At 70.0% G+C, this 25,226-nt stretch carries 14 protein-coding genes; 11 read left to right on the plus strand and 3 right to left on the minus strand.

The features are described 5' to 3' along the window. The first annotated feature begins 138 nt into the window (after nucleotides 1-138). The 8 genes from OG990_RS30430 to OG990_RS30465 are packed head-to-tail and all read left to right on the plus strand — an operon-like array spanning nucleotide 139 to nucleotide 16,207. Nucleotides 139-2,718: a hypothetical protein gene (locus tag OG990_RS30430; RefSeq protein ID WP_406077939.1), complete on the plus strand. Its 2,580-nt coding sequence runs from the start codon at nucleotides 139-141 to the stop codon at nucleotides 2,716-2,718. Further along, the gene (locus OG990_RS30435; protein WP_406077940.1) at nucleotides 2,711-3,082 is read left to right on the plus strand and encodes a hypothetical protein; all 372 of its coding nucleotides are present in this window, start codon (nucleotides 2,711-2,713) and stop codon (nucleotides 3,080-3,082) included. Before OG990_RS30430 ends, OG990_RS30435 begins: the two co-directional genes overlap by 8 nt. Then, on the plus strand, nucleotides 3,079-7,065 hold the full coding sequence (gene eccCa / locus OG990_RS30440; protein ID WP_406077941.1) for a type VII secretion protein EccCa: 3,987 nt from the start codon (nucleotides 3,079-3,081) through the stop codon (nucleotides 7,063-7,065). Before OG990_RS30435 ends, eccCa begins: the two co-directional genes overlap by 4 nt. Nucleotides 7,066-7,081: 16 nt before the next feature. Further along, complete coding sequence (eccD, locus tag OG990_RS30445) at nucleotides 7,082-8,491, plus strand: type VII secretion integral membrane protein EccD (RefSeq protein ID WP_406077942.1); 1,410 nt, start codon at nucleotides 7,082-7,084, stop codon at nucleotides 8,489-8,491. 6 nt (nucleotides 8,492-8,497) lie between these two features. Then, a complete protein-coding gene (gene eccB, locus OG990_RS30450) occupies nucleotides 8,498-9,853 on the plus strand; it encodes a type VII secretion protein EccB (RefSeq protein ID WP_406077943.1) in 1,356 nt (451 codons plus the stop codon). A gap of 7 nt (nucleotides 9,854-9,860) precedes the next feature. After that, nucleotides 9,861-12,530 (plus strand): hypothetical protein, encoded by a 2,670-nt coding sequence (locus OG990_RS30455; protein WP_406077944.1) that lies wholly within the window; start codon nucleotides 9,861-9,863, stop codon nucleotides 12,528-12,530. A 7-nt stretch (nucleotides 12,531-12,537) separates the two neighbouring features. Further along, nucleotides 12,538-15,864 (plus strand): right-handed parallel beta-helix repeat-containing protein, encoded by a 3,327-nt coding sequence (locus tag OG990_RS30460; protein ID WP_406077945.1) that lies wholly within the window; start codon nucleotides 12,538-12,540, stop codon nucleotides 15,862-15,864. Nucleotides 15,865-15,889: 25 nt separating this feature from the next. After that, on the plus strand, nucleotides 15,890-16,207 hold the full coding sequence (locus tag OG990_RS30465; RefSeq protein WP_406077946.1) for a YbaB/EbfC family nucleoid-associated protein: 318 nt from the start codon (nucleotides 15,890-15,892) through the stop codon (nucleotides 16,205-16,207). Here OG990_RS30465 and OG990_RS30470 read toward each other — a convergent pair. The 3 genes from OG990_RS30470 to OG990_RS30480 all read right to left on the minus strand — a co-directional run bounded on the left by OG990_RS30470 (nucleotide 16,194) and on the right by OG990_RS30480 (nucleotide 22,558). Continuing rightward, a complete protein-coding gene (locus tag OG990_RS30470; RefSeq protein WP_406077947.1) occupies nucleotides 16,194-19,652 on the minus strand; it encodes a BTAD domain-containing putative transcriptional regulator in 3,459 nt (1,152 codons plus the stop codon). The two genes, OG990_RS30465 and OG990_RS30470, sit on opposite strands and share 14 nt — an antisense overlap. Nucleotides 19,653-19,672: 20 nt before the next feature. Further along, the gene (locus OG990_RS30475) at nucleotides 19,673-22,039 is read right to left on the minus strand and encodes a BTAD domain-containing putative transcriptional regulator (protein ID WP_406077948.1); all 2,367 of its coding nucleotides are present in this window, start codon (nucleotides 22,037-22,039) and stop codon (nucleotides 19,673-19,675) included. Nucleotides 22,040-22,144: 105 nt separating this feature from the next. Further along, nucleotides 22,145-22,558 carry an OsmC family peroxiredoxin gene (locus OG990_RS30480; protein WP_406081947.1) on the minus strand — a complete coding sequence of 138 codons (414 nt, stop codon included), beginning with the start codon at nucleotides 22,556-22,558 and terminating at the stop codon, nucleotides 22,145-22,147. A 415-nt stretch (nucleotides 22,559-22,973) separates the two neighbouring features. Between OG990_RS30480 and OG990_RS30485 the strand changes: the two genes are divergently transcribed. The 3 genes from OG990_RS30485 (at nucleotide 22,974) to OG990_RS30495 (ending at nucleotide 25,218) form a co-directional block, all read left to right on the plus strand. Then, nucleotides 22,974-23,597 (plus strand): response regulator transcription factor, encoded by a 624-nt coding sequence (locus tag OG990_RS30485; protein ID WP_406077949.1) that lies wholly within the window; start codon nucleotides 22,974-22,976, stop codon nucleotides 23,595-23,597. Between the two features lie 204 nt (nucleotides 23,598-23,801). Continuing rightward, nucleotides 23,802-24,521: an Atu4866 domain-containing protein gene (locus OG990_RS30490; protein ID WP_406077950.1), complete on the plus strand. Its 720-nt coding sequence runs from the start codon at nucleotides 23,802-23,804 to the stop codon at nucleotides 24,519-24,521. Nucleotides 24,522-24,792: 271 nt separating this feature from the next. After that, a complete protein-coding gene (locus tag OG990_RS30495) occupies nucleotides 24,793-25,218 on the plus strand; it encodes a nuclear transport factor 2 family protein (protein WP_386986514.1) in 426 nt (141 codons plus the stop codon). Nucleotides 25,219-25,226: the final 8 nt, after the last annotated feature.

Here is a 25,226-nt window from a genome sequence, read left to right on the forward strand (position 1 = left end):
CTCGACGGACTCTGGTAATAAGTCCCATCCCTCTCCGAAAACGTCAACCCATGGGCGGCGATTCCAATGGCAGCTGCTGAGCCCGATGATGCGTGGACGGATCCCGCAGAAGAAAACGCCACTTTCCTTCCCCCCTCGGTGGACGCCTCGGATCTGCAGGACTATGAGAAGTGGGCCAACGAAGAGGGGGGCTGGCGCAAGCTGGTCGCGGCGGTCAGAGGCGGCGCGGCAATCGGCACCGGTGAGGGTCGCGCCGAAGCGGGACGACGCGTCAACCCAGAGACCTTGATAACCGCCGGTCAGGCGTTCGCCCAAGCGCATCAGGTGTTGGTCGCCTTGCAGCGGGGCGTCCGTGTTATCTCCCAGTCGGTCGCCGGCCCGGGCCAGTCGTGGCAAGGGGAGGCTGCGGACGCGTTCCTCAAGAAGATGGATGACTTCACGGACTGGCTCGGCGCACAGGCCGAGAGGATCGCCGGCGCGGAGGGTTCGACCGGTAACAATGCCGTACACGACCAGCTGTACCACAGCGGCAACGTCCTGGCCTGGGCGCAAGAGCGCATTCACCTCATCGACACGCTCTATGCGCAGGCGTCGCTTAAGGCGGACAGCAGTCGTCGGGGGTCGGACGGCAACATCGCCATCACCGGCACCATGTGGGAAAAGCCGATGACGAACCACATGCTGACAGTCGTCCGAGAACTCGCGACCCAGTACGAGATGACGTACAGCAAGGTGACCCCGCCGACCGACACGGGCTCGCAGGTCACACCCCCGGACATGCCCGAGTCACCGGACCTGTCCATGCCGGACGTGCCGGGTCCGGTGGACCTGTCCGCAATGGACGTACCGGGTCCGGTGGACCTGTCCGCAATGGACGTGCCGGGTCCGGTGGACCTGCCCGCGACGGACGTGCCCGCTCCGGTGGATGTCCCATCCCTGACGGGTCTGTCCGATTCACCGGGTGGCTTCGGCGCGCAACAACTCAACGCGGCGCCGCCCCCTTCGGCGGACCTGGCCACCGCCCCGGAGATTCCGGGAGGTCTCGACGCTCTGCCGACCAGCGGCATTCCCGGTGGTAGCGGGCCGAACGTTCCGCTGGCCAGTGTCCCGTCCGGCGGTGGCCTGCCCGATTTCGAGTCCGGCCCTTCGGGCGCTGGCCCGCCGGAGGGCGAGACGTTTGCCGCGCCGAAGATCCCACCTACGTCCGGCCCCGGCGGCGTGAATGTTCCCGATTTGCCGCCTGCTGTGGTGCCGTCCGGGGGAGGTATCGGGCCGATCAGCGGTGTGCCGATCCCTGCCGGTATGCCGCAGGGTGTGAATTCGCCCGGTGGGGGCGCGAGTACTCCGGGGTTGCCGGATGCCAGTGGGTTGGTCTCGGGTGATCCGAGTGACTGGCAGCTCGGAGGAGTGGACGGCGTCGACATTCCGGGTGCGCCTGGCGGTGTGGGCCTCGACGGTGTCGGTTCGGACCAGGGTCTGAACGTTCCCGATCTGCCGTCCAGTGTGGTGCCGCCCAGCACCGTGCCGGATCGGGACGATCTCGGGTCCGGCAGCGGTATGCCGTTCGCACCCGCCATGCCGCCGCAGGGTGGGAGTACGCCCGGTGGGGGTGCGAGTGTTCCGGAGTTGCCCGATGCCGGCGGGTTGGTCTCGGGTGATCCGACTGACTGGCAGCCCGCAGGAGTGAACGGCGTCGACATTCCGGGTGCGCCCGGTGGTGTCGCCCGTGGCGGCGCGGGCCTCGACGGCTCGGGAACGGCCCTGCCGGCCGCGTCCGAGTTCGTCCAGTCGCCCACCGACGGCATCGAGCAGGCGACTCCCGGCGCGAACATGGCAGCCCTGCCGCCGGGCGGTGTGGGCAACGGCGCTCCGGCCGGCGGCAACGCGCAGGCCCCGGATTCCCCGGATGCCGGGGGACTGGTCAGCGGGGACGCCGACGACTGGGTGTCGGGCCCGGTCGGCAGCGGTAACCCGGACGCGCCGCGCGGGGTGCAGGCCGGTGGCGTCGGGCTGGACGTGTCACCGCCCCCCGGGACGCCGGTCGCACCGGTCTCGCCGGAATCATCGGACTGGGTGCCCGGTGGGGTGGAGACGCCCGCCGCCGTGCCGCACCAGCCCCTGCCCATACCGCAGGTCGTGCTGCCGCCGCTGACCGGACCGACCGAGCGTGCCGACCGCCGGAAGAGGGCGGGCGCGCCGGCCGGTGTCGAGGTGGCGGACACGACGACCGGGCCGGAGGTGGCAGCCGTGGAGCCGACAACCACTGCCGAGGCCGCCCCCGAGGACACCGATCGCGTAGCCGCCATACCCGGTCCGCCGATCGCACCCACAAGTGCCCGCCCGGCCGACGAGCCGGCACGGCCGGCGGCCGCCGTCGTCGGTTCCCTGCTCGGCGTCTCCGTGCCCGGGATCGGCCCGGACGGAACGCCACCGCCCGTGCCGGCCGGGGCCGTGCCCGGTCGCCCGTCGACCGGCGACGCCAAGGAACGCCCGGAACCAGAGCGGCCGAAGTCGGCCGAGCTGCTGCAGAAGGAGGCCGCGGCCTGGGGCGCCGGCCCCGCCGGTGCCGAGGTGCCGCTCGACGACGACCGCGTCCCGGTGGTCCGGCCCGGCGACGACGACGAGGACCCGGCCGGCTGGGACGACGCCGCCGATTCCTGGTGGCTGATGGACGAGGGCGGAACGCCTGACCAGAAAGGGACACTGACCGATGCCTGAGAACCCGGAGCAGGCGGCACCGGCCCGGCGGGTGTGGCGACCGACGGCGGGCACCGGCCGGGTCGCGGACAGCGACATCGTCCCGGTCTGCAGCGGCGTGGTCGTCGACATCCAGGGAAGGTACGAGCGGATGTGGGCGCTGAAGCGCCAGATGCAGCGGGAGGCGGAGGTCGAGAAGGAGACCGAGGAGCGCGAGGCCGCCCGCCACCCGTCGCATCACCGCCAGCCGGCGTCCCGGGACGAGGAGGAGGACGAGGAGAAGGCGGCCGAGCGTCGGCGTAACGACCGGTACGCGGTGAAGTTGCTCCGTCAGGAGGAGTCCGTCTGGGCCGGCGGAGGCGCCGACACGGGCGTGCTCGGATGAGCACCGTCACCGTCAAGCGACCGCCCCGCGCCGACGGCCCCCCGGCCCCCGAGGGCGAGGTCGAGCTCCAGGAGCCGCCGCTCATGGCGGAGGAGGCGCCGCTCGACTTCCGGTCGTTCGCGATGATGGTGCCGATGGGCCTCGGCATGGGCGCCATGATGGCCATGTATGGGCTCTACAGCCGGGCACCGATCATGTACGTCATGGGCGGTGCGATGGCCGCCGGCATGCTGCTCATGGGGGTCATGCAGATCGGCAAGGCGGCGTCGGACCGCAAGCGCAAGATGCGCGGAGAACGCCGCGACTTCCTGCGCTACATCGCCCAGCTGCGCAAACAGGCCCGCCGGGCCGCGGACGAGCAGCGGCAGTTCGTGCTCTGGAACAACCCGCAACCGGAGTGGCTCTGGTCGATGGCGATGAACAGCCGCCTGTGGGAGCGCCGGCCCACCCACGAGGACTTCGGCCGAATCCGGATCGGGCTTGGCCGGCAGAACGCGCTGCTGCGCTTCACGCCGCCGACGACGAAGCCGATCGAGGATCTGGAGCCGCTGTCGTCGATCTCGTTGCGCCGCTTCTCCGAGGCGTACCGCACGGTTTCCGGCATTCCGACGTCCGTGGGGCTGCGGAGCTTCACCAGCGTCGAGTTCGAGGGGCCGGCCGATCCCGCGATCGACCTGGTCCGGGCGATGGTCGCGCAGCTCGTCACCTTCCACGCCCCCGACGAGCTGCGCGTCGCCGTGATCGCCGCGGAGGTGCACCGCGGCCCGTGGGAGTGGATCAAGTGGTTGCCGCACAACGCCCACCCGACGGCGGTCGACGCGGCCGGGCCGGTACGCCTCTTCGCCAGCACGCACGACGAGTTGATGGAGCTGCTCGGCCCCGACGTCTGCGACCGCGGCGACCACGACCGGACCGCCGTGCCGTCCTCCACCGAGCCGCTGGTCGTCGTCATCGCCCACCTGGTGGACCTGCCGGACAGCTCGCGGCTGCTCGGCGCGGGGATGCGCAACGTCGTGCTGCTGGACCTTACCGGTGCGATGCCGGGCGGCCCGAGGGTCCTGCGGCTGACCGTCGAGGACGACGTGGTGAAGTTCCCGGCCGGCGACACGGTCGGCTCGGCGGTGCGCGACCGGCTCACCGACGTCCAGGCGACGGCGCTGGCCCGGATCATCGCGCCGAAGCGGACCAGCGGCACCTTCGACGTCGTTGACGAGCCCCTGGAGAACAGCTTCGAGCTCACCACACTGCTCGGCATCCGTGACGCTCACACGTTCGACGTGGCGGCGCTACACCGCAGCCGGGCCCCGCAACGCAACCGGCTCGTCGTCCCGATCGGTGTCACCGAGGACGGTGAGGTCATCGAGCTGGACCTCAAGGAGTCGGCGCAGGGCGGCATGGGCCCGCACGGGCTGCTCATCGGGGCCACCGGCTCCGGCAAGAGCGAGCTGCTGCGCACGCTGGTGACGGCGCTGGCCGCCACGCACTCCTCCGAGATCCTCAACCTGGTGCTGGTCGACTTCAAGGGCGGCGCCACGTTCCTGGGCATGGAGAAGCTGCCGCACACCTCGGCGGTCATCACGAACCTGGCCGACGAGCTGCCGCTGGTCGACCGGATGCAGGACGCGCTCAACGGCGAGATGACCCGACGCCAGGAGCGGCTGCGCGCCAGCGGGTACGCGTCGCTGTTCGACTACGAGAAGGCGCGCGCGGCCGGTGCCCAGCTCGTGCCGTTCCCGGTGCTGCTTATCGTCGTCGACGAGTTCAGCGAGCTGCTCTCCAGCAAGAGCGAGTTCATGGAGCTGTTCGTGTCGATCGGGCGACTGGGCCGCAGCCTCGGCGTGCACCTGCTGCTCGCCTCCCAGCGCCTCGACGAGGGCCGGATCAATCGCGTCGAGGGGCACCTGTCGTACCGGCTGGCGCTGCGCACCTTCTCCTCGATGGAGTCGCGGTCGGTCATCGGCGTCGCCAAGGCGTACGAGCTGCCGTCGGAGCCGGGCAACGGCTACCTCAAGGTGGACACGACGAACCTGGTGCGGTTCAAGTCCGCGTACGTCTCGGGGCCGTACACCGGCTCCGGCGTGGTCGGCGGCGGCAGCGAGGGCGACGAGTCGGTGATCGCCCGGGAGGTCGTGCCGTTCACCACCGGGCAGGTCGCGGCGCGCTACGACCCGGGCCGGGCGCGCCCGGCCAACACCCCGCGCGAGCCCGAGCTGCGGCCGGCGGACGCCACCGGGCCGAGCCTGGTCGAGGTGCTGCTGGACCGGCTGGCCGGATCCGGCCCCCCGGCCCGCCAGGTCTGGCTGCCGCCGCTGTCCGCCCCGCCGACGCTCGACTCGCTGCTGCCCAGCGTGTTCCCGGACCCGAGGCGGGGCATGACCGTCGACGACCGGGCCGCCCAGGGGCGCCTACGGGTGCCGGTCGGCGTCGTGGACCGGCCCGCCGAACAGCTGCGTGAGCTGCTCGTCGTGGACCTCGGCGGCGCGGAGGGGCACGTCGGCATCGCGGGCGCGCCGCAGAGCGGCAAGTCGACCCTGCTGCGCTCCCTGATCCTCGGCCTGGCCCTGACGAACACGCCGGAGGAGGTGCAGTTCTACGGCCTCGACTTCGGCGGCGGCGGTCTCGCGTCGATCGCCGGCCTGCCGCACGTCGGCTCGATCGCGACGCGGATGGAGCGCGACCGGGTGGTGCGGACCATCGAGGAGATCCGGCAGGTGATGGAGCGCCGGGAGAGCGAGTTCGCCAACCGCGGCCTGGACTCGATGAACGCCTACCTGGCGGCCCGCGCCCGGGGAGAGATCGACGACCCGTTCGGCCACGTCTTCCTGGTGGTCGACGGCTGGTACACGATGAAGCAGGACTTCCAGGACCTGGACACGAAGTTCCAGGAGATCGCCTCCCGGGGCCTGTCCTTCGGCGTGCACGTCATTGTCTCGGCGACCCGGTGGTCGGAGCTGCGGACCTGGCTGCGCGACCTGATGGGCACCCGGCTGGAGCTGCGCCTCGGCGACTCGATGGAGTCCGACGTCGGCTCCCGCAAGGCGGCCACCGTGCCGAACCAGCCCGGCAGGGGCCTGACCAGCGAGGGCCTGCACTTTTTGGGCGCGCTGCCCCGGATGGACGGCGACGCGCAAACCGACGACCTGGCCGAGGCGACCAAGTCTGTCACCGAGGAGATCAGGACGTTCTGGCCCGGCCCGGCCGCACCGGCGGTCCGGATGCTCCCCGCCTACCTGCCGGTCGATCAGCTTCCCGCGCCGGAGCCGGAGTTCAAGGTCTGCCTGGGCCAGGACGAGCAGCGGCTCGCGCCGGTCTGGCACGACTTCATGACCACCCCGCACCTGCTGGTCTTCGGCGACAACGAGACGGGCAAGTCCAACGTGCTGCGGCTGGTGCTGCGGGCCATCGCCCGCCGGTACACCCCGGCGCAGGCGAAGGTCGTCCTCGGCGACAGCCGGCGGGACCTGGACGTCGCCATCCCCGCCGCATACCAGGTCGGCTCGGCGTTCACCGGCGACCGGATGTTCGAGCTCGCGGGTCAGACCGCGGTGTCGATGAACCGGCGGGTGCCCGGCGCGGAGATCTCCTCCGAGCGGATGCGCCGACGCGACTGGTGGGAAGGCCCGGAGCTCTTCGTGATCGTGGACGACTACGACCTGATGACTAAGGGCGTCGGCGGCGGCTCGACGCTGGAGCCGCTGCTGCCGCTGCTCGCCCAGGGCACCTACATCGGGCTGCACGTGATCGTCGCACGCAGCACCTCGGGCGCGATGCGGGCCATGATGGACCCGGTCATCCGCCGAATGTGGGAACTCGGTACGCCGGCGACGCTGCTGTCGTACCCGAAGGAGGAGGGCCGGTTCCTCGGCGAGGCGGCACCGCGCCGACTGCCGCCGGGCCGTGCCCAGCTCGTCACCCGTCGTGGGGTGCGGCTGATGCAGACCGGCTTCGTCGCGAACGGATCCGACCGAGGAACGCCAGCTTGAGAAGAGGGACAGGCTCGTGAGTACCGCGCTGAACGGGGCACTGTGCCGCATCACCGTGATCGGGCCGGACCGGAGGGTGGATCTGGCAGTCCCGTCGACGACTCCGGTGGCGCAGCTGCTGCCGGTGTTGCTGCGCCACACCACGGCGGGCGGGCGGTCGCCCGGCGGCGACATTCCGGAGGGTGCCTGGGTGCTGCAGCGGCTGGGCCAGTCACCGTTCGAGCTGACCGGTACTCCGGAGAGCCTCGAGTGGCTAGAGGGTGAGGAACTGTATCTGCGGGTGGCCGAGGACCCGCTGCCCGAGCTGGACTTCGACGACCTCGCCGAGGGCGTCGCCACGGTGGTCAACCGCCGCAACGACCGCTGGCAGCCCGAGTACCGCCGGATCCTGTTCCTGATCCTCTCGGTCGTCGGCATGGGGACGATCGCCGCTGTCCTGGTCGACCGCGGTCCGGTGGCACCGCGAGTGATTGCTGCGGCCGTCCTCGCCACCAGTTTTCTGGCCGTCGCCCTGGTCTCGGCACGGCGTCTGACCGACGGCGCGTTCGCGCTGCTCTTCGGCCTTGGATCGGCGGCGTTCGCGGCGGTGGCCTGGTCCAGTGCGGTGGACGGCGATCCGGAGGGGGTCGCGCTCACCGGACCAGCCGTGTTGTTCGGCTCGGTCGCCGTTGTCTGCGTGGTGGCGGTGCTGCTGCTGGCGCAGCGGACGGTGATCCCCCGGATGCCGTTCGCGCCGTTCCTGGTGCTTGGCGTGACCGCCCTCATGGTGCTCGGCGTCCTGCTGCTGCAGGTTGGCTCGGGTCTGACCGCCGAGCAGACCTCTGCGGTGGCGGTCAGCGTCGTGTTCGCGCTGGTCGTGGCCGCGCCCCGGGGCGTGGTCAAGCTTTCGCGGCTGCGCGGTCCACAGCTGCCCAAGACGGGCGAGGACATGTCGTACGACATCGAACCAGCGCTAGCCGACGAGGTGAAGGGGCAGGCCAATGATGCCGATACGTACCTCACCGTGGTCATGCTCTCCGCCGCGGTCCTAGTCCCGGTGCTCTTTTGGTTCACCATGAGGGTGCCGGGCTGGGCAGGTTGGACGCTTGTGTTCGTGCTCGCCAGTGCAATCCTGTTGCGCGCCCGTACCTTCTTCGGAATCTGGCAGCGGGTCAGCCTGACGGTCGCCGGTACTGTCGGCTACCTCATGGTGGTCATGAAGCTTTCTGACATGCTGCCATCGGCCTGGCGGTACGCCCTCCTCGGCGGCCTGTTGGCGCTGCTGGTGCCGTTGGTGCTCGCCGCGTTGCGTCCGTGGCCGCAGCGGCTGCTGCCGTTCTGGGAGTACTCGGCGACGTTCTTCGACGTGGCGACCGCGGTGGCCGTACTGCCGGTGCTGGCGCAGGTCGTCGGGCTCTACGCCTGGGCCCGTGGACTGTTCGGGTAGGCGGCGGTGCAGACCCAACGGGATCATGTCCATGCCCATCAGTTCATGATGGGTCGGCTCAGCTCCGCCCTGGTGCAGGGCGATCCGACGAGCGCCGAGATTCCCGGCCGCCGGGCCCAGACCGGCCTGATCGTCGGCATCATCCTGGCCGTTCTGGCCGCGGGCGGATTCGCGGTGTACGGCTGGATCGTCCCCGGGGGCAGCAAGGCGTTTCAGCGGGCCGGGGTCATCCTGGTGGAGAAAGAGACCGGGAACAGGTACGTCTATCTGAACGGAGTGTTGCATCCGACCCCAGATCTGACCTCAGCCATGCTGATCCAGGGCACGGCAGCCAAGGTCAAGCTGATTTCTCGCAACTCGCTGAGGGACGTCCCCCGTGGCCCGGCGCTCGGCATCGCCCATGCGCCACAGGCGGTGTCGCCCGAGTCGCTGGTGCACGGACCGTGGCTGGTCTGTCTGCCCGGCTCGGTGATCGACGAACCGGGTACCTCGCTGGGCGTCACCCTCGACCCTGGCACCACGGCTACGCCGCTGCCGGCCGATCGGTTCAGCGTGGTGTCGACCAGCATGGGAACGCCGTACCTGCTGGCCCACGGCAGGAAGTACCGGATCGACGACGACGTGGTCCTGGTGGCGCTGGGCGCGGCCAACGTCCGTCTGGTACCGGCACCCCAGACGTGGCTCGACTGGCTGCCGGACGGCGAGGTCCTCGCGCCCGCGAAGATCGACGGTGCGGGTGACCCCGGCCCGCCGATCGGCGGCGCGGCGCACCCGGTCGGCACGCTCTTCCGCCAGCGCCCAGGCAGCGGCGACGAGCAGTTGTTCGTGCTGCGCAAGGACGGGCTGGCACCGTTGGACCGGACGGAGTTCCTCCTCGCTGACGCCAGGGACAAGGGGGTGCCGGTCGAGTTGGAAGCGGCGGGCGTGGTCGAGGCCCCGAAGTCCGCCGACCGGTCCCTGACCTCCCGGCTGCCAGATCTGACCGGCCTGCGTCATCTGGACGTGGGTGACGCCGTGTTGTGCCTACGCCAGCAGCCGGTCTCGGCCAACGCGTTCGCCAGCGCGGTGGCGTTCGTGCCCCGTGCACAGTCGGGAGTGGACAGCGTGGGCCGGACATCCGTGCTCACCAAGCCGGGTGCCGGCATGGCCGTCGTCGCGCTGCCGCAGGAGTCGCAGACCGTGCCGCAGGTCTCGTTCATCTCCGACCGGGGCACCGCGTTCACGCTGGCGGACACGCAGACGGTCGCCGCCCTCAAGCTCGACAAGGTCCGTCCCACGCCGTTCCCGAAGAGTCTGCTGGCGGCGCTGCCACAGGGACCCGCGCTGAGCAGAGCGGCCGTCACGGGCCTGGCAGGAGGGTAGGCAGGTCATGTCATACGGCATCAGGGGCATGCTGCGCGGTGGCAGAGGTGGGTCCGACGGGGTCGCCCAGCACACCGTGGGTAACGCGCTCGTACTACACATCGAGGACGAGATCAGCGCGGAGGCGCAGTCGCTGGCGCTCTCCGTCATCGAGGACACCAAGAACGACGTGGTCGTACTCGACCTCGGTACGGGCCTGCGGATTGGTTCGTGGGAGTCGATGGTGGGGGTGTTGCCCCGTCGCCGTCGCGGGATTCGCCTGGTCGCCTGCGGTCAGCACCGCAATGCCGCCGCGATGGCTGGGCAGTGGTTGTCGGAACGGCTGAAGAGGACCGTCATCGCGCCCGACGGCGATCTCGTTCGCGGCTCTGCGGGCACCCTGTTCGTGCACTCGACCACGGGCAGCGGTTGGGTGCGCTTCCGTCCCGGCAAGCCGCCGACCTGGGACGCCAAGCGCTATCCTGCGCCGCGGTGGGACAAAGCCGCCACCGAACGACGGGCGTCCAGCTCGACCGGTGAGGTCGAGCCGCTGCCGAGCGGCGTCTGGATCCACGACGTCCGCGATCCGGAGACGATCGGCGCGCACCGCAGGCGGCTGGTCGCCGAGGTGCCCTGCCAGCCGGAGACGATGACCGTCCTGCTCGGCTGCCCGGGCACCGAGCCGCTGTCGCTGGACGATGTGGTCCGGTTCTGGCGTGACCTGGACCCGGACAGTCGCGCCCGTACTCGCTTCGTCCAGTACGGCGACATCCGGATGCCCGAGGACGAGCCGTTCGGCCAAGCCCTCGCCGACCTGCTCGAAACCGGCATCGTCTGCTACACCGGCGTGCCGGTGGGCAGCCCGCACAGGTACGAGATCCGCACCGTACGCCAGGACGGTGCGCTGGGGTGGGCCCCGTTCGCCCTGGAACTCGGCTATCTACCGCGGGCGCACCCGAACTCGAAGGCCCGCCGCCCGGTGGTGCTGAGCCACCGGGCGCCGCTGGGCTGGACGGAGGAGATCGCCCCGCGGGTGTACTGGTACGCACCGGACGCGGTCATTGAGGTCGTTCAGGCGGGCCTCTGGGTGCGTTCGGCCGAGGAACCGGTGAACGCCGAGCGGGTCCGAGCCGCCGTGCTCGATCCCGAGAGCAACACGCTCATCTTCGATGACACGGTGGACACGCGGGCCGACCGAATGCGGGAGCTGGCCCGGGACCTGAATGCGCGGCTCGACCAGCGCGCCGGCATCGGTGGTCTGTTCCAGGCCTCCGCCTTCCTCCCCGGGACGGCCCGTCCGGGCCGGGCACAGGCCTCGGTGGACATCGAGCCGGCCGCCGTCCCGTCCGGTCCGCCGAATGTCTCGGCCCACGAACCGCCGGTGGCGCGGATGATGGAGTCGATGGTGATCGGCGAGATCGCCGCTCTGTACCCGGTCCCGGCGGGCCGGCCCGAGGAACGGGCTCGGGACGTGGCCAGCCAGGCGTTCCCGCAGACCCGCCCGGCCGAGGCGACGCCGGATGTCGCGCGGTTCCAGGGCCGGGCCAGGGTGCCGGAACCGGTCGAGCCGCCAGTGGAGTCGGCCACGGCGCCGTTCACGGTCGTGAAGGAGTCGGCCACGGCGGCGTTCACGGTCGCCGACGCGCCCGCGCCCCCGGAGCCGGCGCGGGTTCAGGTCGATATCCCGGAACCGGTCCGGATTTCGGTGGCCGAGCCGACGCAGGCACATTCGTTGCCCGACATGTCCGTTCTCAGCCCAGGGGTGGAGGCACCGGCCAGACCAGTTGACCGCCAGGCTGTCACCGAGGCCCCACTGCCGCCACCGGCCAGCGTGCCGCCACCGGCCGCCCGGTCCCAGACCGCCGACGGGGCCAGGGGCGAGAAGTCGGTACGGATCCAGCCCGTGCCCACGTCCGGGGCGAGCGCCCTGCTACCCAAGCGTGCGTTGGACGAGGAACGGGGTTGGCTACGCCGAACCCTGAGCCGGGAGTTCGACGCCATGGCCAGCTCCGTGATGCGGATCATGTCCGAACACCCTGGATTGCAGGGTGGGTCGCTGGCTGCGGACGACGTGCTCGCCGACTCGGTGGCCGTCCGGCTCTATCTCTCCCGCCGTGGCGAGGGCGTCGACGCGGGGCTGCGGTCGGGCAAGAACGGCCCGCACGTGCCGCTTGCCCGGTGCGCGGTCTCCGGCCTGTCCCGGCTGCCGTCGATCCGGGGCACGACCGTCTACCGGATGTCGCCCGGCGAGCCGGAATGGGAGCTCTACGCCAACCGCCGGTTGGTGACCGCCTGGAGCTTCGTCAACGCACTGAGCGGGCCGTGTTCCGACCAGGAGGGCGACACCGACGTGCTGATCTGGTCGATGACCGGTCGGCGTACGGGGCTGCTGGAGCCGGAGAACGAGGAGAGAGTTACCGACCGGGTGGTCTTCCTGCCCGGTACCAGCTTCAAGATCCTGGAGACCCGCCGCCCGTCCGGCACCGAACGCGGGGCGATCCTGCTGCGGGAGATCGGCACCAACGAGATCGACGACAGTGGCCGGGTCGATTCGAATCGGGTGTCCCTGGACGAGCTGGCGGTGACGTCGCTGGGGCGCAGCGTCGAGCGCTGGGCCGGGGCCGAGGAACGACGGCGGATCGGACCGGCCTCGGGCGCGCGCTTCACCGTCCTGCCCGGCCTGGAGCGAAAGGGATGACCCGGCGATGAGTCAGGTTCTCGTGGTGGGCGGTGGTCGGCCCGGTGCCTTCTCTACGATCGGCGCGGCCCTCGCCCGGGCCCAGGCCGGCGCGACCATCGCCGTCCATCCGGGGCGCTACGCCGAAAAGCTGTTGGTCGGTGGTCGCGTCACGATCAGCGCTGTGGCCGGCGGGCCGGTGGAGGTGCACGTCGAGGAGGGCAGCGTCCTCGTGGTGCACGGTGAGGGTGCCCAGTTGCGCGGCATCACGCTGTCCAGCGCGGACCCCAAGCTGGCTGCGGTCGACGTGTACGCCGGCGAACTCGCTCTCGACGACTGCCGGATCACCGGTGCGTCATGGGTGACCGTCCTGGCCCGGTTGCAGGGGTCGACGGCGTTGCGCGGTTGCGACGTGCGTAGCCCTGCTGGGGCGGGCCTCGTGGTCATGTCCACCGGTTCGAGCACGGTCGAGGACACGATCGTCCGAGATGCTGGCACGTCCGGCATCGTGGTCGGCGACAAGAGTTCACTGATCCTGCGTCGGAGCACCATTCGTGACACCGTCGCCAACAGCATCTGTGTCAGCGGCGACGCCCGCTTCACCATGGAGAATTGCGAGATCAGTGGTGCGGGCAAGCCGGCCCTGGTGCTGGAGGAGCGCGCCTGGGCCCGGATAAGCGGGTCGATCGTACGGGACAGCGCGAACGTGGACGTCTTCGTCCGTGGCGAGGTCGACGTCGTGGTGACGGACTCCGAGTTCTCCGGCGCGGCTCTGCAGGCGGTGCACATCGCCGACGGTGCCCGACCCGAGTTCAAGGGCTGTACCTTCACCTCGGTCGGGCACACCGCCGCGCAGGTCACGGCCAAGGCCCGACCGACGTTCACCGACTGCACCTTCGCTGACTCGCCCGTGGGGATCAACGTCGACGGCGAGTCGGCACCATGGTTCGTCGGGGTGACCGTGCGCGGCACGAAGGACAATGTCGCGGTGTTCGGCGGATCTGCCACCGCCGTCGTGCAGCGACTGCGCACCACGATCGAGCACGGTGCCGGTCTCCTGGTCAGGGAGGGCGCGATGCTCGACGCCGCCGAACTGTCCGTCGACGCCGGGAATGCCGTCGCGCTGCAGTTGACCGGGGGTGCCCGCGGCCGGATCCGCGACGCTCGGCTCAGCGGCACGGCGAACTCGCTGCTCACCATCGACGATGGTTCGGCCCTGGAACTGCGCTCGGTCATGTTGCGTGGCGCCGGGCTGTGGGTTGGGAGTTCCTGTGACCTGAAAATGCGTGACGGCGAGATCGTCGAGGCGTCCGGTGACGGCGTCACGGTCACCGCTGGTGGTGTGTTCGCCGCCGCGCAGACTCGGATCCGGGCCACCCACGGCAACGGTGTACGGCTCGACCCGGGCAGCCGTGCCGAGCTCACCGACTGTGAGGTGCTGGACAGCGGTGCCGTCGGCGTCGACGTCGCCACGATCGAGCCGGTCTCGTTGTTGCGGTGTGTGGTGCAGGACAGCGGCGGTGAGGATCTGCACCGGGGCAACGGCGCGCAGTTGACGGTCGAGGCGTTGACCACGGGCCGTCGCCAGCAGGCCCCGTCGGGGGTGCCGTCGTATGCCGCTGAGCAGCCGACCGCCGAGCAGCCGGCTGATCCGGACGAGGCGGCCACGACCAAGGCGGGGGATGAGCTCAGTGGCCCGCTGCGCGAGCTGAACGGCCTGGTCGGTCTGCGGGGCGTCAAACACGAGGTGACCGGCCTCATCAACCTGATCAAGATGTCGCAGGTACGTCAGCGGATGGGCCTGCCGATGCCGCCGATGAGCCGGCACCTGGTCTTCGCCGGGCCGCCCGGTACGGGTAAGACGACGGTCGCGCGGCTCTACGGTGCCGTCCTGGCCGAGTTGGGCATCCTCGACAAGGGACACATGATCGAGGCGGCCCGGGCGGACCTCGTCGGCCAGTACATCGGTTCGACGGCGATCAAGACGACCGAGCTGGTGCAGAAGGCGATCGGTGGGGTGCTCTTCATCGACGAGGCGTACACGCTGTCGGCGGGTTCGGGAGGGTCCGGGCCGGACTTCGGCCAGGAGGCCATCGACGCCCTTATGAAGATCATGGAGGATCAGCGGGACGAACTGGTCGTCATCGTTGCCGGGTACTCGGAGCTGATGGAGAAGTTCCTCGAGTCGAACCCCGGTCTGGCGTCCCGCTTCACCCGCACCATCGAGTTCCCGAACTATTCGGTGGCCGAGCTGGTCACCATCACCCTGAATCTGTGCCGCAAGCATTACTACGAGCTGACCGACGATGCGATCGACGCGCTGACGACCTACTACGAGCGCATTCCCAAGAACGCTACGTTCGGCAATGGTCGTGTTGCCCGCAAGTTGTTCGAAGCCATGATCAATAATCAGGCGTCGCGCCTGGCGATGGCACCGCCCAGCAAGGACACCGAACTCAACCGGCTGACCGCAGCAGACCTCGCGCCAGAATTCGTCCTGCTCGAGGAGCTGCCCGTCGAGCAGACCGCGCGGCCCGACGCGGTCACCGACCCCACTGGAGCGATCAACGAAACCCGCAGCTGGAGCCGCATCGGCGAGCTGGTGGGTGCCACGCCGGTCCGCGAGGCGATCGGCGCGACCCTGCTGCAGATGTGCGAGCTGCGCAACCGGCGACGGGCATACGGCAAGCACGGCAACGTGCTGCTTGCCGGTTCGCCCGGCAGCGGGCGCAGCGAGTTCGCCCGGCTGTACGCCGCCGGACTGTCCGAGCTGGACCTCGTGCGGGTCGGGCAGGTTGTGCGAGCCGACACCGATCAGGAGCTGGCTCCGCAATGGCCAGGGCAGGCACACAGTCTGGTTCGCGGTGCGCTGAGGGACGCCGTCGGCGGCGTGCTCGTCATCGGCTACACCGACGACGGCACCGGCAGCGGGCCCGAGATCGTCGAGTCACTGATCGCGCAGACCCGGACTGGCCTGGGCGATCCGATCCTGGTCCTGATCGGTGAGGAGAACGAACTGGTGAAGCTGCGTCGCGCCGTGCCGGCGGTCTCTGACGTCTTCGGCCAGCAATGGACGGTACCCGAGTACGGTGCCCAGGAACTGGCCGAGATCGTCGTACGGCACCTGCTGCGCCATGGCCACGAGCTTCCGCCCGAGGTCCGTACGGCGATCGGCGACCTGGCAGGAGATCTGCCGGCACGCACCGTCCGGGCCGCGCACCTGCTCGCCATGGCCCTGGCCCGCACCGCCGCCTCGCCGACCCTGGCCCTCGCCGACCTGCACGGCTTCCTCACCCATACCGCGGCCGGTCCTGCTCCGGCTCGGAACTCCGGCGGACTCGCCGCAGTCGGTTGACCCCGCTCACGTTCAGGAGGACCTCATGCAATCCGCCGTTCCCGCACAGCCCGACTTCCAGGAGTTCCTGCAGAACGCGCAAGCCTTCCAGGACCGGATGCGCAACGCCCAGACCGAGCTGGAACGCGCCATCGTGACCGGCCGCTCCGACGACGGCACCGTGACCGTGCTCGTCAGCGGCCTGGGCAAGCTCCAGGCCGTACAGGTCGATCCGCAGGTCTTCGACGAGCGGGACGTCCAGCGGCTACAGAACGCGATCGCGGAGGCGGTGCGGTCGGCGGGTGCCACGGCCTCGCGGCTGGCCGCGCAGAAGATGGGCCCGGTCGAGATCAACCTCTATTGACCGCGATCGGCGGCGTAGGGACCGGGTCGACCCCGAATTCGGCGAGCCGGCGTCGCGTACGGCGTAGATCCCAGCGTGCCCCCAGGGCCGTGTAGATCTCGGCTGCCTCGGCACCGTGCCGGGCCGCCTCGTGGGGCCGGCGCCCCGCCGCCAGTAGCACGGCCGCATCCTCCAGCGCGGCGGCCAGCTCGGGTACCCGGCCGGCCAGGCGGTAGTGCGCCGCCGCCTCAAGTGCCGGCTCGGGGACACCGGAGGTCAACGCCCGGCAGCGGGCAGCCGCCGCCCACGCTCGGGCTGGCCGGACCTCCTTCGCCGCCTCGTCGAGGATGATCGCCGAAGCACGCCGGGCCACGTCGTCACGACCCACCTCCAGCGCGAGCCGCAGCACGTCGGGCAGCCACTGGTGGCGCAGCATCATCGGCGCGTACTCGGGGGTGAGCAGCGGCGCGAGCTGTTCGAGCGCGTCGCCCTCGCCTCCGCGCATCTCGCTGACGAGGGCTCGGGCGACGAGGAGGAAGTCGGAGTTCTCGCGTTCTGCGCCGGTCGCCGGCAGTGTGTTCGCCGCGTCCAAGTGGGCGGCGGCGAGGTCCCGGTCGTCGCGCCGCGCAGCAATCAGCGCCGCCACGCCCCGCAGCAGCATCGCCATGGCGGACGGTTCGCGCATGCCGAGGTAGGTGATGACGGGCTCGTCGTCGGTGACCGCGCTGACCTCGGCGACCGCGTCGTCCCATCGGCCCAGCCAGTAGCGCTGCACAGCGGAGGCGACCTGCAGGCTGGCGGGCAGGCGGTGCCGGATGGCGAAGAGAGCGGCCTTACGTAGGGTGCGCTCCGCCTCTTCCATCCGGTCCAGGTTCTGCAGGGCGAACATGCGGTTGTCGAGCAGGTCGAGGTACATGCCGGCGAACGACAGCCGGTCCGGCATGGCGTCGATCGCGCGGTCGACGTAGTCGAGCGCCCGCTCATGATCGCGCCGGATCGAGTTGGTCAGCCAACGGGTCTGCAGGGTGAAAGCGGCGTCGTACGGTCGACCCACCGCGATCGCCTCGTCGTACATCTTCTGCGCCGTGTGGTCGGCCCGGTCCAGGTCGTCGAGGCCGCCGCGCCGGAACCTGGACAGCAGCACCCAGTGCCGGGTACGCCACAGATCCGGCACCCGCGGGTCGTAAACCGCATCCGTCAGCAGGTCGATCGCGCCGGCCGCGTCACCGCGCCGGTGCCGCATGACGGCGAGTAGTTGGCGCATCTCGGCGCGGTCGGCGGGGTCGGTGGTGATGGCCAGCGCCTCCCGGGCCTTCTCCTCCGGGTGGCGCTCGTACCGGAAGTCGAGCTTGACCAGCGCGACCAGCAGCGTCTCCCGCTGGGATCGGGACGGCAGATCGGTGGCGAGCACCTGCCGCAGGAGTTCGCTGGCGATGCCCGGGACCTGCTTGACGGCCTCCGCATGCCGGGTGACCAGCCAGTCGACCACCCAGGCATCGATCACCAGCCGTTCTGCGGCGAGCTGCTTGGCGACTCGGGGGACCGGGCTGCCCCCATGATCCAGCACCTCGGCGGTGTGCCGGTGCAGGCTGGCCCGGACCGACGCCGGGACGCTCTCGTACAGGACCTTCCGCAGGAACGGATGGCGGAACGCCAGGCCGGTGCCGGTATCGACGATGATGTTGGCCTTTAGCACCTCCTCGATGTTCGCCGCGAGATCGAGCGGCGAGCGTCCGGTGACGGCGACGATGTCGTCGATCGCGAACTCGGTACCGAGCATCGCGGCGAGGCGCAGCATCTCCTGGGTGCCCTCGGACAGCACGTCGACCGTGGACCGGATGATTCCGAGCAGGAATTTCTGCGCCTCGAAGCGGACGAAGGCGTCGATGTCGGCGCGACCGTCGGAGATCCGTACGACGCTGCGGCGTAGCAGATCCGAGGTCAGCTCGCGGGCGTAGAGCGGATTGCCGGCGGCGAGCGGCACGATGCGGGCCAGGTTCGGCCCGATGGGTGCGCCGACGAGCGTGCTGATGAGCTCCTCGATCGCCGTCGGGGCGAGCCCTTGCAGCGTCAGGACATGTCCCTGCCGCGCCTGCACGGCACGCCGTAGCCCGGTCAGCTCCCGGCAGTCGGTCTCGGCTCGGGCGGCGAAGACGAGCAGGAGCGGCAGTCGCCGGGTCGCGGCCACCAGACGTTTCCAGAGGTGCACGCTCACCTCGCTGGTCGACTGCAGATTGTCGACCAGCAGGACGAGGGGAGCGACGGCGCAGACGGATCGGACGTACGCGAGCAGCCGGTAGGCCGCGACGTCCGCTTCGTCCGCATCGGTGGGCAACTCCGCCGTGAACGCGGCGTGTCGCGGAACGTCGGATGTCGGCTCCACCCCGAGGGTGCGCCAGATCCGCAGTAGCGCGGGGCTCTCCCACCGGTCGGCGGTCCCCCAGGCGAGCTGGCAGCCCTGGGTGGCGGCGGCGGCGCCCACCGCGGTGAGCAGCTCGCTCTTGCCAATGCCGGGTTCGCCCTCGATCCAGACCGTGGAGCCCGCCCCGGCGGAGACGGCGTGCACGAGCCGTTGCAGCCGGGCCAGTTCGGCGGAGCGGCCGAGAAGTCGGCGGGCGACCGGTTCGTCCCGGACGGCCTGGGTGTCGATGGCCGGTGCGATCGACACGGTGGGCTGCGGGAGTAGCCCAGGCGGAGGCTCGACCGAGTCTTCGACTATCCGGCGATGTAGGTCGAGCAGGGTCGGACCGGGTGTGATGTCGAGCTCGGCGTCGAGGACGCGTTGCGCCTCCCGGAAGACCTCCAGCGCTTCCCGCCGGCGTCCGGCGCGGTGCAGGGCCAGCATCAGCAACTCGTGCAGGGGCTCGTGCAGCGGATGGTCGCGGACGAGGCCGCTGAGCTCGGCCACGAGGTCGTCGTAGCCGAGTTCCATCATGATCCGGGCACGCTGCTCGATGGCGGCGAGGCGACGTTCCGTCAGATAAGCACGCTCCAGGTCGAAGTGGTGGCCGTGCAGTCCCGCGTACGCGTCGCCGCACCACAGCCGCAGCGCCTTGTCCAGAGCGGCTGCCGCGCTGGTCAGGTCACCAGCGGCCTGCAGGTCCGTGGCCCCGGTGCACAACTGCCGGAAGCGGTCGCTGTCCAGTTCGCCGGGTGCCAGGCGCAGGGTGTAGCCGGAGCGGCCGGAGATGAGCATCTTCTCCGCATCGCCGCTGCGGTCCGGGTCGAGGCACCGTCGCAGCCCGGAGACATAGGTGTAGACGCTGCCGGCGGCGGTGGCCGGCGGCGTCGTCCCCCATACCGCGGCGATCAGGTCGGCGTGGCTGACCAGGCGGTTGGCGCTGATGGCCAGCGCCGCGAACACGGCGCGCTGCCGGGCTGGTCCCAGGTTGAGCTCGTGCTCGTCGATCCAGGCACGTACTGGGCCGAGAACTGATACCCGGAGCCGCTTCACGAGATTTGCCACGTGTCCTCCGAGGTGTGGGTTCAAGCGATCCCGGCTGTGGAGTCGCCGCGACCGTCCGGCAGCTTCGGCCGAATCTCGTCGAGCAACCCCCGGAACCGGGTCAGCCAGCGATCGGGGGCGCGGTGCCCACTCAGCACCGTGCGGACCACCTCGGCCGCCGCCGCGGACTGCTCAAGGCGGACACGGGTCACGGCGACGATCCAGCCCATCTCGGCCGCCAGCACCACGTCATCGGTTCGATTGGCGACCCAGCCTGCCTCCGCGATCGCGTTGCGGTTGCTCCGGAACAACAGCCGAGCGAGCCATGCGGTAAGGGTGATGCGCCTGCCGTGATCGAGGTTGTACTCCGCCCGGGCGCGCTGCAGCACCGCGACGGCCAGGCCCGGGGCCCGCACTCCCAGTTCCTCGACGTGCTGGTCGAGCCAGTGGCCCGGCCATCCGTCCAGGGGCGCCGGACCGGCGAGCAGTTGCGCCACCACCCGCTCCGGCGCGCTCCCGGCGGTAGCGATCTTCTCGGCGAACGAGCGGTGCAGCATGACCCGTAGAGTGGCCGGCGTTCCCTCGCGTAGCACCCGACCGACGATCGGATGCCGAAGGGTCAGCCGCTGCCCGGTGTCCGCCAGCAGGCCGGCATCCCGGGCCGATGCCAGGGTATGCAGGAGGTCCTCGACCGGACGGCCGGTGACCGCCGCGACCTCGTGGATCGTGCACCCGGCGCGTCCGTCGCCTGTGGTGGGACCGGCGTCGAGAAAGGCAACGGCACGTAGCACCTGGCGGGTTTCCTCGGCGAACGGGTCGAGCCGCTCACCCACTGCGGCCACGATCTCCGCCGGCGGGCCGCCCGTGGCCTCCGGCCCCGGCCAGGGCGTCGCGGCGAGCCGGCGAAGATAGTAGGGACTGCCCCCGGCAGCGGTGATCAACCGATGCAGCGTCCGCGGATCGGGGGGCTCGGGGGCCACCATCCGGACCAGCGTTGCTGCCTCGGCCGGGGACAGCCCGTACAGCTGGACCTCGTGGGGGTGCATGCCGCGCAGCGCGTCCAGCCGGTGATCACCCGCAGCCGGCCGGCTGGCGCCGATGAGTAACAGCGGCAGGTCGCCGGTGAGCCGGTGCAGCGCAGCCCAGATCCGCAGCGTGTCGTCGTCGGCGGACTCCAGGTCGTCGAGGACGAGGATCAGCGGCCCATCGGCGGCGGCCCGGCGGACAATGGAGACGACCCGGTGCTCGGTGTCGCTGTTCGCACCGGCCCGCGCCGCACCAACCACCGCGAGGAGCTGCTCGACCAGGTCCTGGTCCTGGTCGGCGAACGCGGACTCCAGGCATTCGAGCAACACCCCGAGTGAAATATGTCGGGCCAACTCGTCGCCTACGCCCCAGCCGAGCCGGTAGCCGGTCGGCGCGGCATTGCGCAGGGCGGTGGTGAGCAGCGTGGACTTGCCCATGCCCGGCGTGCCCTTGAGCCAGATGCCCTCGCCGCGGCCGGCCCGCACGTCGGCGACAGCCTTGCGGAGCAGGCGTAGTTCGGCATCGCGACCGACGAACGCCGGCGAGATCCGACGGGGGCTGGGCGGCGGCGAGACCTGCCTGCCGGTCGAGACGATGCGGCTGTGCAGCGCCCGGAGAGCGGCACCAGGCTCCGTGCCGGTCCGCTCCCGCAGTAGGGTGCTGATCCGCTCGTACACGGTCAGTGCCTCGGACCGGCGGCCGGCGGCCTGCAACGCGGTCATCAGCAAGGCGTGCGAGTTTTCTCGCGCCGGGTACGTCTCCACGAGCGTGCGAAGTTCGGCGATGGCCTCGTCGTGGCGACTCAGCTCGATGAGCGTCCCGGCGCGCCGCTCCTCGGTGGCGATGCGCAGCTCGGTGAGGCGTAGGCGCTGTGCCTCCGCGTACGGCCCCGGCACTCCCTGGAGTGCCTCACCCCGCCACATCCCGAGGGCTTGGGTGAGCACGAAAAGCTCCGCCTGGCGATCACCATCGGCGCGATGCCGCCGGCTCTTGTCGCGTAGCGCGTCGAAGCGGTACACGTCCACCGTGCACTCGGGGAGGTACAGGCCGTAGTTGCCGCTGTGGGAGGTCAGGCGTTGCCCGGCCGCCCACCGCCCACGGGCGGGCTCGAGCATCTGTCGCAGCTCGGAGACGTAGGTGTAGACATTGCCCCTTGCGCTGTGGGGCGGCTTTTCGCCCCAGACGGCGGCGATGAGTCGTTCCCGGGAGACGGCGTGGTTCGCTTGCAGAGCGAGGACGCTGAAGACAGCGCCACGGCGTGCCGAGCCCACCGCCAGCTCAACTCCGTTGTGCCGGACGCTGACGGGGCCGAGGAAACGGATGTCCAGGTCGTCGGGTTCTGCCACCATGGCGTCCTCCACCTCGTACTCCAGCGCCTCCACTCGGGCGGTGATACGCCAGCGCACGCAAGCGGCGCGGTGCACGCTTGCGTGCAGCCAGCCGAACGGCGAGGCCGGCACCCACCTCAGCCGGCGTCCCTATGCCGGTCAGGCCAGTTGAGCGTCGACAAGGATGGGCACCGCGAGAGCCTTGGAGATCGGGCAGCCCAGTTTCGTGGTTTGGACGTGCTCGGTGAACTTGCTCGCTTCAAGGCCGGGCGCATCCACGGTCACGGTCAGCGTGATGCCGGTGACTGCAGGTCCGTCGCCGAGCGTCACGGCAGCCGAGGTGAGCACGGACAGCACCGGCGTCCCGGCCTCGGAGATCACATTGGCCAGGAACATCGCGAAACAGGATGCGTGGGCGGCACCCAGGAGCTCCTCAGGGTGACAACCCTTGCTGTCCTGGAAGCGGGATGCGAATGTGTACGGAGCGTGTAGGAAGCCTGAGCCCACCTCCACCTCTCCAATGCCATCGGAAAGGCTGTCGCACCAAACGGCGTTCGCTACGCAAGTTGTCATACGCGGATCTTGTCGCAAACGGATGCTCACCCAGCACTCCAGTCTTTACCATGTCCTATCCACATCTAGTCAGTTGTCGTTGACGTTGTGAATGAATGTGGTTACTGTTCGCTGATTTGAGGCCGGCGATGCACGGGCTTGGCGTGTGACTTTCTCACCGCAGGGGACGTATCAATAGCAAGAGTTGTTGTGAATGCCAAGTGCCCACGGTCGGCATCCGTTTGGTGCCGTCCGGGAGGCCGCGTCCGGGCGTGACCTTTTTCTCACCCGGCACCGTGGCGTAACCGTTCGGCCACGGTCCGCTTCGAATCTGTCAGTCTTCACGGCGCGGTTCGGTGAATGAAGGTGGCATGAAGATTTTCTGAAGGGCCCTTCCGGAGACTGTCGCGGCCGATTCCAGAACCCGGAGGATGTCGTGAATCAGGTTCGAGTCGCTCTACAGGCGACGGACCCGCTCAGCCAGGCCGGTCTCGCCAGCTATCTCCGGTCGCGTTCCGAGGTCGTAATGCTGCGCTCCGACGATCGTGCCGAGGCGGAGGTGCTCGTTGTCGCCGTCGAGCGCCTGGCTGCCGACGTCATCACGATGTTGCGCCGCTGGGCGGCCGAGATCGCGGTGCCGGTCGTGCTCGTCACTACTGAGATCAATGAGAGTGAGCTGCTCGCTGCGGTCGAGTGCCGCGTCGTGGCGGTTCTGCCCCGGCTGACCGTGACCGCCGACCGGCTCGTGTACAGCGTGCTTGCGGCCGCCGCCGGCGGCGGGGTAATGCCGCCCCACCTCGTCGGCGAACTGCTCAAGCACATTGAGCAACTTCAGCGTGAGGTGTTGAGCCCGAACGGTCTGAGCGCCTCCGGGCTTACTCCGCGCGAAATCGACGTGCTGCGCCTGATGGCGGACGGCCACGACACCAACGAGATCGCTGGCAAACTGTGCTACTCCGAACGCACGGTGAAGAACGTGATCTACGGTGTCACCCACCGGCTGAAGCTGCGCAACCGCCCGCACGCCGTGGCGTACGCGCTCCGCTCTGGAATGATCTGAGGAAGTGTCTGGATGCTGTCCTATCGGTGGCGGCCTGACCATGTCGCGCCGTGCCTGGGTGTCGCACTCCTCGGCTGGATTCTCCCAGGGGAACGCCGACCTGGTTACCGATCGATCGTCTCGGCAGGCTGAACTCATGCCGAATTGCTCGGCGTGAGTCACCTTCCGTCATATCGGACGATCATCGGAAAGCGAAGGAACACCATGTCCAAGGAAAACCCGCGAAGCCCCGAGCTCCTCGAGTCCGTGTTGAAGGCGACCGGTTCCGCTCCTCAGCCGTTGCTGCTCTCCGGCGGGACGGTCTTCACCCGGAACCCTCTTATGGGTGACTGGGAGACGGCAGACGTCCTGCTCGGCGGTTCGGTCATCGTCGGCGTCGGCCCCGGCCTGCTCACCGCCGCCGCCGATGACGACATGCTCGTCATCGACTGCACGGGGTGTGTGGTCATGCCCTCACGACCGGATTTCGCCGCACCCGCGAGTACCGGTAACGGCACCCTCACCTGCGGGAACGTCGCCGACATCGTAGTGATGCGGATGGCTGACGGGCAGGACACGTCCAGCGGGCCGGTCATCAACCGCCCTAACCACCTGGACATCCTCCTCTCCGAGGGCCAGGTGCAGGTGTGGGACGGGCGCCCGGTCGACGCCGAGTCAGTCGAGCGGACCGAGGCGACGGTCGAGTCCGACAGTGCACACCCGTATGCCGGCATGTGGATCGACGACACCGGCTTCCTGCACCAGGAGTTGCTGCCGGAAGGCCGCTACGACGAGACCCGGGATGGGCGTCCACACGCCTTCGAGGGCCGCTACTGGATCAACGGCGACCGCATCGAGTACCTCGACGACCTGGGCTTCTGGGCGTTCGGGGAGTTCCGGAACGGCATCCTCTACCACGCCCAATACCGGCTGACTCGAGGCTGACCCTTGTCCGCCGCCCGGTGGCTCACGACGCCACCGGGCGGCGCTGCCACGCGAGCACGAGGGCGGGCGGCGGCCGATGAGGCCGGTGCGCGCCAGCACAGGCGGCATGTCCCGGCCGTGTCCGCGACCAGCAGCGCGCCGTCGGAGGGCGGAAGAAAGGTCGTCAGCAGCGGCGTCCTTCGTCACATCCCCTATAGGGAACTCAACCGATGCGGGCCCCGACCAGGACGCCCGAAGATCTTTCCGACACATCCATACGGAAGGAATCCCCATGAACATCAACGGCCAGCGTGACCCCCTCGGCCCGTCAGCTCTGGTTGTGGCGCTGTACGGCAGATTGACCGACGGTGACGTGGCGGGTCTGCTGGAGGGCCTCGACCGCGACATCGAGTGGGTCGTGCCGGACGGGCTGCACTACGGGGGCGTCTATCGCGGCCGGGAGTCGGTGCTGGCGAATGTGTTCGCCCGCTTCGAAACCGAGTGGGTCGGCTTCGCGGTGCAGCCCGACGAGATCTTCGAGGCCGGCGACGTCGTGATCGCCCTAGGGCACTACCGGGCCTCCAACCGGGCCACCGGCCGGCCGATGACGTCGCGGTTCGCCCACGTCTGGCGGTTGCGCGACGGGGTGCCGGTGCGCTTCGAGACCATCCTGGACACCCACGCCATGGTACGGACCATGGCCGCCGAACATTCATGAGGCATCTT

It is taken from the genome of Micromonospora sp. NBC_00858 (assembly GCF_045207365.1).
In the GTDB taxonomy this organism is placed as follows: domain Bacteria; phylum Actinomycetota; class Actinomycetes; order Mycobacteriales; family Micromonosporaceae; genus Micromonospora.